The organism is Dyella sp. AtDHG13, assembly GCF_003201105.1.
Lineage (GTDB): Bacteria > Pseudomonadota > Gammaproteobacteria > Xanthomonadales > Rhodanobacteraceae > Dyella > Dyella jiangningensis_B.
Genome location: NZ_QICJ01000001.1, coordinates 243,767 through 259,502 on the forward strand (window position 1 = coordinate 243,767; position 15,736 = coordinate 259,502).

The 15,736-nt window shown below is 65.5% G+C and carries 13 protein-coding genes; 1 reads left to right on the plus strand and 12 read right to left on the minus strand.

All coding sequences use genetic code 11. The features are described from left to right. Positions 1 to 3 precede the first annotated feature (3 nt). The 12 genes from eno to cyoA form a co-directional block, all read right to left on the minus strand. Positions 4 to 1,317, minus strand: coding sequence for a phosphopyruvate hydratase (gene eno / locus BDW41_RS01060; protein WP_074547308.1), 1,314 nt, complete (start codon positions 1,315 to 1,317; stop codon positions 4 to 6). 21 nt (positions 1,318 to 1,338) lie between these two features. After that, positions 1,339 to 1,599: a hypothetical protein gene (locus BDW41_RS01065; protein WP_074547307.1), complete on the minus strand. Its 261-nt coding sequence runs from the start codon at positions 1,597 to 1,599 to the stop codon at positions 1,339 to 1,341. Continuing rightward, the gene (gene kdsA, locus BDW41_RS01070; protein WP_074547306.1) at positions 1,599 to 2,450 is read right to left on the minus strand and encodes a 3-deoxy-8-phosphooctulonate synthase; all 852 of its coding nucleotides are present in this window, start codon (positions 2,448 to 2,450) and stop codon (positions 1,599 to 1,601) included. Before kdsA ends, BDW41_RS01065 begins: the two co-directional genes overlap by 1 nt. After that, entirely contained in the window at positions 2,447 to 4,117 is a 1,671-nt protein-coding gene (locus BDW41_RS01075; RefSeq protein WP_074547305.1) for a CTP synthase, read from the minus strand. The genes kdsA and BDW41_RS01075 overlap by 4 nt, the downstream gene beginning before the upstream one ends. 175 nt (positions 4,118 to 4,292) lie before the next feature. Continuing rightward, positions 4,293 to 5,810, minus strand: a complete 1,518-nt coding sequence (locus BDW41_RS01080) for an MdtP family multidrug efflux transporter outer membrane subunit (protein ID WP_074547304.1) — start codon at positions 5,808 to 5,810, stop codon at positions 4,293 to 4,295. A 39-nt stretch (positions 5,811 to 5,849) separates the two neighbouring features. Continuing rightward, positions 5,850 to 7,892 (minus strand): FUSC family protein, encoded by a 2,043-nt coding sequence (locus tag BDW41_RS01085; protein WP_074547303.1) that lies wholly within the window; start codon positions 7,890 to 7,892, stop codon positions 5,850 to 5,852. Positions 7,893 to 7,896: 4 nt separating this feature from the next. Further along, entirely contained in the window at positions 7,897 to 8,964 is a 1,068-nt protein-coding gene (mdtN, locus tag BDW41_RS01090; RefSeq protein ID WP_074547302.1) for a multidrug transporter subunit MdtN, read from the minus strand. A gap of 24 nt (positions 8,965 to 8,988) precedes the next feature. After that, on the minus strand, positions 8,989 to 9,228 hold the full coding sequence (locus BDW41_RS01095; RefSeq protein WP_074547301.1) for a YtcA family lipoprotein: 240 nt from the start codon (positions 9,226 to 9,228) through the stop codon (positions 8,989 to 8,991). Positions 9,229 to 9,535: 307 nt separating this feature from the next. Beyond that, positions 9,536 to 9,910, minus strand: a complete 375-nt coding sequence (gene cyoD / locus BDW41_RS01100) for a cytochrome o ubiquinol oxidase subunit IV (RefSeq protein WP_074547300.1) — start codon at positions 9,908 to 9,910, stop codon at positions 9,536 to 9,538. Beyond that, positions 9,910 to 10,542 (minus strand): cytochrome o ubiquinol oxidase subunit III, encoded by a 633-nt coding sequence (gene cyoC / locus BDW41_RS01105; RefSeq protein WP_074547299.1) that lies wholly within the window; start codon positions 10,540 to 10,542, stop codon positions 9,910 to 9,912. Before cyoC ends, cyoD begins: the two co-directional genes overlap by 1 nt. Before the next feature lie 3 nt (positions 10,543 to 10,545). Further along, on the minus strand, positions 10,546 to 12,570 hold the full coding sequence (cyoB, locus tag BDW41_RS01110) for a cytochrome o ubiquinol oxidase subunit I (protein WP_074547298.1): 2,025 nt from the start codon (positions 12,568 to 12,570) through the stop codon (positions 10,546 to 10,548). A 3-nt stretch (positions 12,571 to 12,573) separates the two neighbouring features. Next, a complete protein-coding gene (gene cyoA, locus BDW41_RS01115) occupies positions 12,574 to 13,560 on the minus strand; it encodes a ubiquinol oxidase subunit II (protein ID WP_083337544.1) in 987 nt (328 codons plus the stop codon). Positions 13,561 to 13,783: 223 nt separating this feature from the next. On the opposite strand from cyoA, the gene BDW41_RS01120 reads away from it, so the two are divergent. Next, on the plus strand, positions 13,784 to 15,583 hold the full coding sequence (locus BDW41_RS01120) for an aminopeptidase P family protein (protein WP_074547297.1): 1,800 nt from the start codon (positions 13,784 to 13,786) through the stop codon (positions 15,581 to 15,583). Positions 15,584 to 15,736 lie beyond the last annotated feature (153 nt).

A 15,736-nucleotide genomic window follows, 5' to 3' on the forward strand; every position in this document is an offset into this window, starting at 1 on the left:
CTCTCAGCCCGGCAGCTTGGCCAGGTTCGGGAACGCGTTGCGGCCGGCGTAGACCGCCGCCGAGCCCAGCGCCTCTTCGATGCGCAGCAGCTGGTTGTACTTGGCCACGCGGTCGGTGCGGCACAGCGAGCCCGTCTTGATCTGGGTCGCGGTGGTGGCCACGGCGATGTCGGAAATGGTGGTGTCTTCCGTCTCGCCCGAGCGGTGCGACACGATGGCCGCGTACTTGGCCGCATCGGCCATGGCGATGGCTTCCAGCGTTTCGGACAGCGTGCCGATCTGGTTCACCTTGATCAGGATGGCGTTGGCGATCTTCTTGTCGATGCCTTCCTGGAAGATGGTCGGGTTGGTGACGAACAGGTCGTCGCCCACCAGCTGCACGGTCTGGCCGAGGTTGTCGGTGAGGTGCTTCCAGCCGGCCCAGTCGCCTTCGGCCATGCCGTCTTCGATGGTGACGATCGGGTACTGCCTGGCCCAGCTGGCCAGCACGTCGACCCACTGTTCCGGCGTGTAGACCTTGCCCTCGCCTTCCAGGTCGTAGTTGCCGCCCTTGAAGAACTCCGAGCTGGCCACGTCCAGGCCGAGCAGGATCTCGCTGCCCACCTTGTAGCCGGCCTTGTTGACGGCCTCGAGGATGGTGTCCAGCGCTTCGATGTTGGAGCGCAGGTTCGGGGCGAAGCCGCCCTCGTCGCCCACGGCGGTGTTCAGGCCCTTGCCCTTCAGCACGCTCTTGAGCGCGTGGAACACTTCGGCGCCGGCGCGCAGCGCTTCGGAGAAGCTGGACACGCCCACCGGCAGGATCATGAACTCCTGCACGTCCACGTTGTTGTCGGCGTGCGCGCCGCCGTTGATGATGTTCATCATCGGCACCGGCAGCGCGCCCGGCTTGCCGGTGGTGCCGTTGATGGTGGCGAGGTACTGCCACAGCGGCTGGCGGTTCTGCGCGGCCACGGCGTGCGCGGCGGCCATGGAAACGCCGAGGATGGCGTTGGCGCCGAGCTTGCCCTTGTTCGGCGTGCCGTCGAGGTTGATCAGCTGGGCGTCCAGGCCGCCCTGGTTGGCGGCGTCTAAGCCCTTGAGCGTGCTGGCGATGACGCCGTTGACGAAGCCCACCGCATGCTTCACGCCCTTGCCGAGGTAGCGCGACTTGTCGCCGTCGCGCAGCTCGACCGCCTCGCGCGAACCCGTCGAGGCGCCGCTGGGCACGGCCGCGCGGCCAAAGCCGCCGCCCGCCAGGGTCACTTCCGCTTCGAGCGTCGGGTTGCCGCGGGAATCGAGGATTTCACGTGCGTGGATGTGGGTGATCTGGGTCGTCATTAACTCAATCCCTGCTGGCATTTAGTGAGGTAGCAAACGAAGTAAGACTAATCCGATAACAATAGCAGCGATGCAGAAAGCCAGCAGGCGTCCGCGCTTGCGAAAGCGTTCGATGAATGCCAGTGCCTTCCCCTGCCCGGCGAGCGCCTGCTCCTGCCTGGCCAATGCCTGCTGCATCCTGGCCTCGGCCTGCTCGCTCTGCTTTCTGTAGAGCTCCAGATGCTCGCGCTGGAGGTCGCGGATCTCCGTCAGCAGCGCGATCAGCGGTTCCTGCGACGACATCAGCGCGCGGAACCGCCGGTGACGGTGTTCTCCAGGAAGCCGTGCCGCTTGGTGACCTGGTCGAGTTCGAGCAGGGTTTCCAGCAGCGCCTCCATCTTGTCCAGCGGCCACGCATTGGGGCCATCGCTGAGCGCCTTGGACGGGTCCGGATGCGTTTCCGCGAACAGGCCCGCCACGCCCACCGCCACGGCGGCACGCGCCAGCACCGGCACGAACTCGCGCTGGCCGCCCGAGCTGGTGCCCTGTCCGCCCGGCAGCTGCACCGAGTGGGTGGCGTCGAACACCACCGGGCAGCCGGTGTCGCGCATCACGCTGATCGAGCGCATGTCCGAGACGAGGTTGTTGTAGCCGAAGCTGGCGCCGCGCTCGCACACCAGGATGTCGTCGTTGCCGACGGCCTTGGCCTTGTCGACCACGTTCTTCATGTCCCACGGCGCGAGGAACTGGCCCTTCTTGATGTTCACCGGCTTGCCGGCGCGCGCCACGTTCTGGATGAAATCCGTCTGGCGGCACAGGAAGGCCGGCGTCTGCAGCACGTCGACCACGGCAGCCACTTCGTTCATCGGCGTGTATTCGTGCACGTCGGTAAGCACCGGCACGCCGAGCTGCCGCTTCACCTCGGCCAGGATCTTCAGGCCAGCCTCCATGCCAGGACCACGGAAGCTGGTGCCCGACGAACGGTTGGCCTTGTCGAAGCTGGACTTGAAGATGAAGTGGATGCCGAGCTTGCCGGTGATTTCCTTGAGCTTGCCCGCGGTGTCCATCTGGAGCTGTTCGGATTCGACCACGCAGGGGCCGGCGATCAGGAAGAGCGGCTTGTCCAGGCCGACTTCGAATCCACACAACTTCATGCGACGGACTCCTTGGCGAGACGCTCACCCTCGCGCACCGCCTTGTACTCGCGGGCGGCCTGCACGAAGCCGATGAACAGCGGGTGGCCGTCGCGCGGGGTGGAGGTGAATTCCGGATGCGCCTGGCAGCCGAGGAACCACGGGTGCTTCTGCTGCGGCAGTTCGACGATCTCGACCAGCAGGTCGTCCATCGACTTGCCGGAGATCACCAGGCCCAGGTCTTCGAAGGTCTGGCGGTAACGGTTGTTGAATTCGTAGCGATGGCGGTGACGCTCGCGCACCACGTCCTGGCCGTACAGCTCGCGCGCCAGGGTGCCGGCCTTGAGGCGGCACTCCTGCGCGCCCAGGCGCATGGTGCCGCCCAGGTCCGAACGCTCGCTGCGGGTTTCGACTTCGCCGGTGGCGGTGGTCCACTCGGTGATCAGGGCGATGACGGGGTCCGGGCTGTTGCGGTCGTTCTCGCTGGAATCGGCCTCGGTAAGACCGGCCACATTGCGCGCGAAGTCCACCACCGCGGCATGCATGCCGTAGCAGATGCCGAAGTACGGCACGCCCTTCTCGCGGGCGTATTTGGCGGCCAGCACCTTGCCCTCGAAGCCGCGCTTGCCGAAGCCGCCCGGCACCAGGATGGCATCGGCGCTGCCCAGCACCTTGGCGGCGCCTTCGGCCTCCACCTGCTCCGAATCAACCCAGTTGAGATTGACGCGGGTGAGCTGCTTGATGCCGCCGTGGCGCAGCGCCTCGCCCAGGGACTTGTAGGCGTCCTTGTGCTCGACGTACTTGCCGACGATGGCCACGTTGACCTCGTCCTTGGGGTGCTCCACGGCGTCGACCGTGCGCTGCCACGAGGACAGGTCGGCCGGGCCGGCCTGCAGGCCCAGGCGCTTGACCACGATCTCGTCCAGGCCCTGCTTGTGCAGCCACAGCGGCTGCTTGTAGATGATGTCCACGTCGGCCGCGCTGATCACGGCGTTCTCGGGCACGTTGGTGAACAGGGCGATCTTGCGGCGCTCGCCATCGGGCAGCGGCTGCTCGCAGCGGCACAGCAGCACGTCGGGCTGGATACCGATGGAGCGCAGCTCCTTCACCGAATGCTGGGTCGGCTTGGTCTTGATCTCGCCGGCGGCCTTGATGTACGGCACCAGGGTCAGGTGCATGAACATCACCTTTTCCGGGCCGTGCTCGATGCGCAGCTGGCGGATGGCCTCGAGGAACGGCAGCGATTCGATGTCGCCCACGGTGCCGCCGATCTCCACCATCGCCACGTCGAAGCCACGGGTGGCCTCGTGGATGCAGTGCTTGATCTCGTCGGTGATGTGCGGAATCACCTGCACGGTGGCGCCCAGGTAGTCGCCGCGGCGCTCCTTGCGGATCACCGACTCGTAGATCTTGCCCGTGGTGATGGAGTTCTTGCCGGTCAGGCGGGTATGGACGAAGCGCTCGTAGTGGCCCAGGTCCAGGTCGGTCTCCGCGCCGTCGTCGGTCACGTAGACCTCGCCGTGCTGGAAGGGACTCATGGTGCCCGGGTCCACGTTGATGTACGGGTCGAGCTTCATCATGGTGACCGAGAGGCCACGCGCTTCCAGAATGGAAGCCAGCGACGCCGCGGCGATGCCCTTACCGAGAGAGGACACCACACCGCCGGTGACGAAAATCAGGGGGGTCATGGGATGCAGCCGTGCTGGAAATCGGCATTTTAAAGGAAGAACGCCCCGGCTGCGAGGGCCTCGGCCGCCCCCGTTCACCTCTTCCGTTCAACTTCAGCACCCGATGCCGTCAGCCTGCCCTTCGCCGGTGCGTCCGGATAGTCGATGGCTGGCCGGAACGCCCCGCCCGGCACCGTCAACGGGAACGCGTTGCGGCCTCCGAAGGCGCATGGCCTGGCGCCACTCCCGATGTGCCGGCGAGTGGCGATGCCTCGGCGCGATAGCCACCGCCCAGCGCCCGTATCAGCACGATCTGCTGGTTGATGCGCTGCCCTTCGACGACCAGCAGGGCCGTCTGCTCGCTGATGACGGGCAGGCGCGCTTCCGTGGACGCGAGGCGGCTCCCCAGCCCGCGGCTGTACATGGCCTCCGCGGCACGCTGCGCAAAGCGCGCGGCCTCGACCTTTTCCGTTTGCAGCGCGTATTGCGCATTCAGCGCCTCCAGGCGGCTGCCGCTGACCGCCACGTCGCGCACGGCGTCGAGCACGGCCTGGTTGTATTGCTCGATCAAGGCATTGCTGGCGGAGCGTGCGTTGTGCAGGTTCGCGTTCAGGCGGCCGCCGTCGAAGATAGGCAGGTAGAGGCCGGGAATCAGGTTGATCTGCTGGCTGGACCGCTTGAACAGCTGGTCCAGGTGGACGCTGTCCAGCGCATACAGCGCCTTGATGTCGAGGCTCGGATAGAACGCGGCCTTTGCCGCCGCGACCTGATCGAGCGAGCCTTGCACGTACCAGCGCATGGCCTGCAGGTCCGGCCGTCGCGCCAAGAGTTCATAGGAAAGCGTCTCGGGCAAACCGACGGCGGCATCCGGCAGTGGGACGGGCTTGATCTCGGGGAGATCATCCGGACCGGCGCCGAGCAGCGCCCGGAGCGCTTCCCTTGCCTCCTTGATCTGCCCCTGCGTCGCGGCGATCTGGCTTTCGACCGCCAGCAACTGGCCTCGCGCACCGTGAAAAGGCACCTTGGCCTCCAGGCCCTGCGCCACCTTGCCCTGGTGCGCCTGCACGGCGTAGTCGAGCGCGTCGTGCGCCTGCTGGAGCAAGCCCAGCAACTGATGGCTCGCCTGCACGCTGTAATAGAGCTGCGCCACGCCGGTAGACAGGTTCAACTCCACCTCGGCAAGTTCGGCCACCTTCGCATTCTCGGCGCCCAGCGCTGCGCGGACAGCCGAGCGGTGCGTGCCCCAGATGTCCGGGCTCAATCCGCCGAACAGGCCTACCGTACCCTCGGTGTACCAAGGGCCGGTCAGGCCGAGCAGCGGTTCGTTCGTGCCGTAGGGGCCAAGGAAGCCGTTGGAAGAGGCGCGCTGGCGATCCAGCATGGCGAACGCGGACTCCTGCAGGCCGGTGCCGGCATTGAGCAGCTCGGTCTGGGACTTGGCCTGGGCAATGCGCAACCGGGCCATCGCCATGGTGGGCGAGCCGGCCAGCGCCCGCTCGATGAGCTCATTGAGTTGCGGATCTTTGTAGCGAGTCCACCACTTCGCATCGGGCCAGCCATCGACAGCCAGATGGATGTCCTCCGCCAGCCTGATCCGCTGCGCATCCATCTGCGCATGGGGCGATGCGTCGTTGTGGATCGACGCGCAAGCCGACACGCCGACAAGCACGCACAAAAGCCCCGCGATCCTGAAAGCCGATCTCTGGTTCGTCATAAATACCTTGCCTGCTTGATGCCATCCCGGCGTCGCGCGCTAAGCCGGAGCATCGGTCCAGTCCGGCAGGCCGTTGATGTCTTCCGCCAACTGCCGCGCCTGCGCCATGTGCGGTGATGCGCCTGCCGGCTCATCCAGGGCACGCGCGGGGAATCCGTTCGCATCGCCTTCAACGGACGCCGCCAAGCCGTCGCCATAACGGCACAGCCAGTCGCCCGCCTTCGCCTGCCAGGCCAGCAGCGACTCATCGGCAGCTTCTGTCCCGGAGTCATCGGCGCACAGCACGTCCGATGCGCCGAGTATTCGCTGGCCTTGCGTGAGCATCCGTTCGGCGTGCTGGAGCAGCGTCCGCCGCTCGCCCTCCTCCAGATGCCCTTCCAGCGATACGCGTCGACGCATATCGCGGCTGGCTTCCAGCAGATTGACGCAAGCCATTCGCCGACGGAGATAGTCGAGCCAGCTGCGATCGTCCTGTTGCAACGGTCGTGCAATGAGCCGCCCGAGCGTGCCCGCCATGTCCGCGAGTTTCCGGCGCAGTGTCCCTGCCTCGCTTTCCGGCCAGACCCACGTGTACACGAGCCCGGACACCACCGCGCCCAGCAGGATGCCTACCGTGCGATCGCGAATTTCCGTGAGGTCGCTGACCGGGCCGAAGTGCTCCAGAAGCGCCAGGCAGAACGTGGCCACCACCTGCACGCCGATATAGGCGGTTCGTTCCGAGCCGGCTGCGATCCATCCGCCGAGCAGGATGACGGGTGCAATCGCCAGCAGCAATCCCACGATGCCGTCGATATGGGGAAGCACGACAAGGCTGAGCACCAGCGCAAGAAAGCCGCCAAGCAGGGCGCCGCCAATGCGCAGGCCGATCTTCTCCGACGTCGCCCCAAGATTCGGGTTGGCGACCAGCGCGCAGGTGATCATGCTGGTGTGGATGCCGTCCCACTGAACCGCGTGATAGAACACGTAGCAGATCAGGCTTGCCAGCAAGGCTTTCAGTGCAAAGCGCACATACGCCGGATTAGTAAAGGCGTCGGGCACGAACATGCTGCCCTTCGCCGGGGGTGACGCTTCGGGCGACAGCGGGTCGGTACTTGCGAGCGCCTGCAATGCCCGGCAAAAACCGCCAAGCCCCATGGCCTGGGCCGTCTCCCACTCCCGCGAAGACAGGCGCCAGCCGGATCGATAAGGCTGCAGCGCCGCGAAAGACGTGTCGAGCAGCCGTATCTCTTCGTCCAGTTTGCCGAGGAGCGCCCGCGCTTCGTCCGAACTGGCCACCGCGTTCGCCGGCAAGCTGTTCGAGACGGCACACAGGTAGGCCACGACGTCGATGCTGCTCGACCAATAGGCTTTCGCCGTGCGGTAGTTCTTGTCTTCCACCGCAACCAGGCCGTGCAGCTTCTGCAGGGTCAATGCGCCTTTGTCGATCGCCTCAGCGGAGAGCGGCGCGGCACTGCCCTTTCCGCTCCCTAGATCGCGCAGGCGTTCCATCACGCCGGCCAGCTGACGGTGCATTTCGGCGCGCCACTGCTGCGAGGGCTGCTCGAGCGGAAAGAGAAACAGATTGACCAGCCACAGCACCGCGACGGGATACAGGCAGGATGCCGCCGACCAAAGCATCGCGCGAAGCGCCAGCTCCGGAAAATCCAGGGTATCGGCTGTGGTCTGGCCATAAACGAGCACGACCCCAATGGCGAAGAAGATCAGCCCCGCCTTGTGCACGCGCATCAGGTACATGCACACGAAGAAAATCAGGGACGAAACGACGATGCGGACGAACGGGTAGTCGTAGGTGAACTTGAGCACCAGCACGACCGTGCCGATCTCAAGCAGTGTGCCAACCAGGAAGACCACACCGAGCAGCCGCGTCACCACGGCATTGGGTTGCAGCCCGTAGAAGACTATGACGGCAACCGACAGGGTGACCATGGGAATCTGAAGCGCCATGGAAATCAGCACGACGATCAGGCTGGTGCACAGCAGGCGCAGCGCCCATGTCATCCGTCCCGGATAGCTGGCCAGCTCCGCGCGAACAAAGCGCCAGAACGCCGCCAACTGATCGGTAACGGGAATGCCGCTGCGCATCGGCTTATGGCCCGTGACGCGGCTGACTATCGTCCGCCGCGGCCTGCCGGCTCAGCTCGACCACGGCCGAGGCGCCCACGCGAAAGAGCTCCTGATCCGGCTTGTCGACGCGGATCTTCACTGGAAAGCGTTGGGCCACCCGCACCCAGTTGATCGTACGCTGCACGCGCGGCAAGCCTTCGACCACCAATCCACCATCATCCGGCAACACGCCATAACCGATGGAATCGACGCGGCCGTGGAAGCGCTTGCCGCTGTCGCCCATCAGATAGACCGTGGCCGTCGAGCCAACCCGGATGTCCCGCAGCTCGGTCTCCCTGAAGTTGCCCACCACGTACCAGCTTTCGGTATCGATCAGGGTGAACACGGGCTTCAGCGCGGACGCGAATTGCCCGACCGTGGTCTTGAGCGACACCACGCGCCCCTGGAACGGCGCACGCACCGTGGTCATGTCCAGGTGCAACTGGGCGAGCGCGATGTCCGCCTCGATAACGACGCGCTGCGCCACCAGCGCATCCACGCCGGAGACAGCGGCCGCCGCCTGTTGCGCCTGGAGCCGCGCGGCATTCAGTTCGGCCTGCGCCGCTCGTTGCGTCGAGCGGGCGCGATCCACGTCCTCCGCGGAAACATAGCCCGGCTCGAGCAGCGGCTCGGTGCGCCGCAGCGTGTCCGCCGCCTGCGTCGCCGCGGCATGGGCGCGTTCGACCGCCGCATGCGCGGAATCGGCGCCGTACTGCTGCGCGGTCACGGTGCGCGTGGTCAGGTCGATCTGCTTGTTCAAGGCGATCAGCGCCGCCTTGGCCTTGGCCAGTTCGTCCTCATAGGACCGCGGATCGATGCGAAAGAGCACATCGCCCTTCGCGACGAGCTGGTTGTCCTTGATGGGCATTTCCACGATACGGCCGCTGACCTCGGGAACCACGTCGATCACGTCCGCCGATGCGTAGGCGTCGTCGGTGCGCGGCGAGGTGTCGATACGCCAGGTCACGTAGCCGACAAGTGCAAGCGCCAGCATCGCCAGGAGCAATCCGGGCCATTTCCTGCTTGGCTTGATGTTCGGCGTCGCCGCCATAGGTACGTCTCCGTCAAACAGGCACTAGAAAAAGATCAGCCAGAGCAGCACCGAATACAGTGCGTACAGCGCCGAATACACCAGCACCGGTGGACCGAGCGCCCGCTCGCGTCCCGCGCGTACCAGCGCAAGGCGGGTCAACAAGGTCAACAGGAACCCGCCCGTCATGCAGAAAAGCCAGCCCGGAAAGAACGCGCCCATCACCGAGACGGACGGCGGCAAGGCGCAGCCGGACAGGCCGGTGATGAAGGGCGCCAGGAGCAAGCGCCGCGTCCATGGCCAGAATGACGATGTCTCTATCCGCATAGTCCCACTCAAGATCCAGCGCCTGGTTTGCGACCCGTCATCCCTCGCGCCCGTCCTCTCGCGCATTGGCTACGCGACCGGCGGCAAACAGGCGGAAACGAAACAAAGGTCGTGCGCAGCGCCCGGTAGCCCGACCGCTGCCGGTGCGCGTCATTCAAGGCGTTGGAGTATCCCCAACGTTTGCGACGCGCACATCAGAGAAGTCCGTTCCAGAAACGACAAAGGCGCCCGAAGGCGCCTTTGTCATCCAAGCCTGATGCCGGTCTTATTCCACCGGCACCATCTGGGACGTGGGATGCATCATGTTCACGTTCATGTTGTGCAGCACCCACAGCGAACCGACCACCACGATGGCCAGGATCAGGATCGTGAACAGCATGATGGAAAGGTTGCCACGCTGCGAGGGCGACGTGCCCATGTGCAGGAAGTACACCAGCTGCACGATCAGCTGGGCCACGCCGAACACGATGATGCCGGGCATCATCAGGTCGTGCGGAACCTTGCCGCTCATGACCACGCCGAACGAAGCCAGGGTCAGCACCATCGATAGGATGAAACCGGTCAGGTAGGACTTGGTGCTGCCGTGGTCGGCATGCTCGGCGCCGAGGTGGGCGTCGTGGGAATGGTGGTTGCCGGACATCAGATGGCCCCCCGCAGATAGACAAAGGTGAAGACGCAGATCCAGACGATGTCCAGGAAGTGCCAGAACAGGCTCAGGCACGACAGGCGACGCTGGGTGGCATCCGTCAGGCCGAAGCGGCGGATCTGGTCCATCATCACCACCAGCCAGATCAGGCCGCAGGTGACGTGCAGGCCGTGCGTGCCCACCAGCGTGAAGTAGCTGGACAGGAACGCGCTGGTGCTCGGGCCGGCGCCTTCATGGATGAGCTTGGCGAATTCGTACACTTCCATGCCGATGAAGCCGGCACCGAACACGAACGTCACCGCCAGCCACGCCACCACGCTGCCCTTCCTGCCGGCATGCATGCCGAGCATGGCCATGCCGAAGGTGACCGACGAGATCAGCAGCAGCATGGTCTCGCCGAGCACGTACGGCAGCTCGAACAGTTCCTTGGCGGTGGGGCCGCCGGCCGTGCTGTTGCCCAGCACGGCGAAGGTCGCGAACAGGCCCGAGAAGATCAGGCAGTCGCTCATCAGGTAGATCCAGAACCCCAGCAGGGTCTTGGATCCATCGTCGTGGTGATGGGCGTCCCCGCCGTGGGAGACGCCGTCGAGCGCGCCGTGCGCGGCGCTTACTGCAGGACTGCTCATGGGTTACGCCACCTTCTGACGCTGCGGCGCGGCCACCGGCGCTACCTGCGTGGTCTGGAACTGCTTGAGCTGGGCGTGGCGCGAGCGCTCGATCTTCTCGACCTCGGCCGCCGGCACCCAGTAATCCACGTCACGGTCGTAGGCGCGGGCGATGAACGCACCGATCATGCCCAGCAGGCCCACGGCCGCCAGCCACCAGATGTGCCACACCAGGGCGAAACCCAGGACCGTACCGAACGCGCCCATGACCACACCGACGCCGGTGTTGCGGGGCATATGGATGTCTTCGTACTTGGCAGGTTGCACGTAAGCGACTCCGTTTTGTTTGTCTTCCCAGAACTGGTCCAGCTGGTTGATCTGGGGAACGATGGCGAAGTTGTAGAACGGCGCAGGCGAGCTGATCGCCCACTCCAGGGTGCGGCCACCCCACGGGTCGCCGCTCGGATCGGTGAGCTTCTTGCGGTCGCGGATGGAGACATAGAACTGCACGAGGGTGCAGAAGATGCCCACGGCGATCACCGCGGCGCCCAGCGCGGCGACGATCAGGTACGGCTGCCACTCGGGGTTGGCGTAGTGGTTCATGCGGCGCGTCATGCCCTTCAGGCCCAGCACGTACAGCGGCATGAAGGCCATGTAGAAGCCGACCAGCCAGCACCAGAACGATGCCTTGCCCCAGAACTCGTTGAGGCGGAAGCCGAAGGCCTTCGGGAACCAGTAGTTGATCGCCGCGAACACGCCGAACACCACGCCGCCGATGATCACGTTGTGGAAGTGCGCGATCAGGAACACGCTGTTGTGCAGCACGAAGTCCGCGCCCGGCACCGCCATCAGCACGCCGGTGACGCCGCCGATGACGAAGGTGACCATGAAGCCCACCGTCCACAGCATCGGCACGTTGAACTCCACCCGGCCGCGGTACATGGTGAACAGCCAGTTGAACAGCTTCGCGCCGGTGGGCACCGAGATGATCATCGTCGTGATGCCGAAGAAGGCATTGACGCTGGCGCCCGAGCCCATGGTGAAGAAGTGGTGCAGCCACACCACGAAGCTCAGCACGCCGATGCACGAGGTGGCGTACACCATCGACTTGTAGCCGAACAGCGGCTTCTTGGAGAACGTGGCGACGATTTCCGAATACGCGCCAAAGCACGGCAGGATCAGGATGTAGACCTCCGGGTGGCCCCAGATCCAGATCAGGTTCACGTACATCATGGCGTTGCCGCCAAGCTCGTTCGTGAAGAAGTGCATGTCGAGGTAGCGGTCGGCCGTGAGCAGCGCCAGCGTCACCGTCAGGATCGGGAACGCGGCCACGATCAGGATGTTGGTGACCAGCGAGGTCCAGGTGAACACCGGCATCTTCATCAGCGTCATGCCGGGCGCGCGCATCTTCATGATGGTCACGATGAAGTTGATGCCGCTCAGCGTCGTGCCGAGGCCGGACAACTGCAGCGACCATATGTAGTAGTCGACGCCGACCGTGGGGCTGTATTGCAGCCCCGACAGCGGCGGATACGCCAGCCAGCCGGTGGCGGCGAAGTCGCCGACGAACAGCGACATCATCACCAGCACCACGCCCGACACGAACAGCCAGAAGCTGAGCGAGTTCAGGAACGGATAGGCCACGTCGCGCGCGCCGATCTGCAGCGGCACCACCAGGTTCATCAGGCCGGTAATGAAGGGCATCGCCACGAAGAAGATCATGATCACGCCGTGGGCGGTGAACACCTGATCGAAGTGGTGCGGCGGCAGGTAGCCGGCCGATTCGCCCGCGGCCATCGCCTGCTGCAGGCGCATCATGATGGCGTCGGCGAAGCCGCGCAGCAGCATGACCAGCGCCACGATGATGTACATGATGCCGATCTTCTTGTGGTCCACCGAGGTGAACCACTCCTTCCACAGGTAACCCCACAGACGGAATTTCGTGAGCGCTGCGAGCGTCGCCGCGCCGCCCAGCAGGACGGCGGCCAGCGTCACCATCACGATGGGCTCGTGATAGGGAATCGCATCAAGGGTGAGCTTTCCAAACATGGCTTACTTCTCTGCCTTGGCCGGGGTGATGTTCGAGGACACCGCGTCCCCGCCCTCGTGGTGGTGCATGTCCATCTGCATGCTTTCCTGCGGCGCGTCGTGATGCATGCCTTCCTTCGGCATCTCACCGTGCATGGCGGCGTCGTGCGACATCTCGCCCATGTGCTTGTTGATCACGCCGACGAACAGGTTGGGCGCCACGTTGCCGTAGTAGGCAACCGGCACCTTCTCGCTGGGCTGCGCCAGCGCCTTGTAGCCCGCGTCGTCCAGGCTGGCCTGCGAGGCCTTGGCCTTGGCGATCCACTCGTTGAAGCCGTCCTCGGAGGTGGCGATGGCCTTGAAGTGCATGTCCGAGAAGCCTTCACCGCTGAAGTTGGACGACAGGCCCGCATACGTGCCCGGTTCGCGCGCGATCAGGTGCAGCTTGGTTTCCATGCCCGCCATGGCGTAGATCTGGCTGCCCAGCTGCGGGATGAAGAAGGCGTTCATCACCGAATCGGAGGTGATCTGGAAGTTCACCGGGCGATCGGTCGGGAAGGCCAGCTCGTTCACCGAGGCCACGCCGTATTCGGGATAGACGAACAGCCACTTCCAGTCCATCGACACGACCTGCACCGTCACCGGCTTGGCTTCGGACTCCAGCGGCTTGTACGGGTCGAGCGCATGCGAGCTCGTCCAGGTGATCACGGCCAGGATGACGATGATGATGGCAGGGATGGTCCACACCACCACCTCGATCTTGGTCGAGTGCGACCAGTTCGGCGCGTAGGTGGCCTTCTTGTTCGAGGAGCGGTAGCGCCAGGCGAACCACAGCGTCATCGCGATCACCGGGATCGCCACCACGGCCATCAGGCCCAGCGCGATCAGGATGAGGGACTTTTCATGGGCGCCCACGTCGCCCTTGGGCGAGAGGACTTCCATATTGCAGCCGCTGAGCAACACGGCGGCGCCGACGCCTGCGTAGCGCAGGCGCGAAAAGAGGGCTTGCATGTTCACTGACTACCTGGGGTGCAGCGTGGGGACGCGGCATGGTAGCCATGTTAGGTTCGTGTTGGAACTTCTTTGAGACACAATGCCGCAGATGAAATTTCTTGCGCAGACCGCTGCGACGACTTGACTTGAAAATGCAAGTGCGCGCACCCGCATTCGCACGTCGACCTTGGTGGAAAACTCCAGAAAATCGGCAGGCCGACGCCCCTGCTACCATGCGTCGATGGACCACACCACGTCTTCGAAACTGGCCGCCCTGCGACAGGCCATGCAGCAGCACGGCGTTGCCGCCTGCCTCGTTCCCAGCGCCGACCCGCACCTGTCCGAATACCTGCCCGCCCATTGGCAGGCACGCGAATGGCTGTCGGGTTTCACCGGCTCGGCCGGCACGCTCGTGGTCACGGCCGATCACGCCGGGCTGTGGACCGACGGCCGCTACTTCGCCCAGGCCGCGACGGAACTGGCCGGCAGCGGCATCGAACTGATGAAGCAGCGCGTGGCCCACGCGCCGGAGCACATCGACTGGCTGCTGGATCACCTGTCCGAGGGTCAGACGCTCGCCGTGGCCGGCGACAGTTTTCCGCTGGCCGCCGCGCGGCAGCTCGGCCAGCGCCTGGAACGCATCGGCGCCCGCCTGCGCACCGACCTGGACCTGCCCGGACTGATCTGGACGGATCGCCCCGCCCTGCCCGCCGCCCCCATCGTCGAGCACGCCATCCGCTACGCCGTCCAGCCGCGCGGCGACAAGTTCGGCCGCCTGCGCACGGCCATGCGCAAACTGGGCGCGACACATCATCTGATCTCCAGCCTCGACGACATCGCGTGGCTGACCAACCTGCGCGGCAGCGACGTGGCGTGCAATCCCGTGTTCCTCGCACACTTGATGGTGCAGACGGAAGGACATGCCACGCTCTTCGTCGATCGCGGCAAGCTCACCGATGCACTGGTGGTCGCGCTGGGCGCGGACCAGATCCGCATCGCCGACTACGCCACGATCACCGACGCGCTGTCCGAACTCGGCCCGCAGGATCGCCTGCTGCTCGACGGCTACCGCGTGGTGGTGGCGGTGGCCTCGGCCATTCCCTCCGCTGCCGCGCTGATCGAGGCGGCCAACCCGTCCACGCTGCTGAAGGCGCGCAAGACGGAAGCGGAGCTGGAACACATCCGCGACGTGATGCGCCGGGACGGCGCCGCGCTGGCGCGCGCGTTCCGCCGCCTGGAGGAACGCGTCACCGCCGGCATGACGCAGACCGAACTGGACGTGGACGCCCTGCTGCGCGAGGAACGCTCCGCGCAACCGAACTTCGTCGGCGAGAGCTTCTCGATCATCGCCGGCTACATGGCCAACGGCGCCCTGCCGCATTACCGGGCCACGCCCGAGGCGCACAGCACGCTCAAGCCACAGGGCCTGCTGCTGATCGACTCCGGCGGCCAATACCTGGGCGGCACCACCGACATCACCCGCGTGCTCGCGCTGGGCGAAACCACGGCGGAGCAACGGCGCGATGCCACCCTGGTGCTCAAGGGCATGATCGCGCTCAGCCGCGCCCGCTTCCCCAAGGGCGCCAGCGGCCCGCAACTCGACGCGCTCGCCCGCGCCCCGCTCTGGGCCAGCGGCATGGACTATGGCCACGGCACCGGCCACGGCGTCGGCTACTTCCTCAATGTGCACGAAGGCCCGCACGGCATCCGCCCGCCCGCCTCCGGCGCCACCCTGGTGCCGCTGGACCCGGGCATGATCACCTCGATCGAGCCGGGCCTGTACAAGCCGGGCCGCCACGGCATCCGCCACGAGAACCTGGCCGTGGTGGTCGAGGCCGACAAGACCGAGTTCGGCGAGTTCTACGCCTTCGAGACCCTGACCCTGTGCCCGTTCGACCGGCGCGCGCTGGAACCGGGCCTGCTCAATCCGGAGGAGCGCGCATGGCTGGACGACTACCACGCCACCGTCCGCGCCGCGCTGTCGCCCCTGCTGGAGGATGCCGACCTGGCGTGGCTGGAGCGGCACTGCGCGCCTCTATAGCTGCACGCCTTTATACAAGGAGGTCAGGCAAGCCGCGAGGACGGAATGCGCCGCGTGCGCTTGCTCGTCATCCCGGCGCAGGCCGGGATCCAGTAGCGGTACCGCGTGGTTCTCGCCAAGAGCCACACTTGAAGTCTTTCGCGACAACCCGGC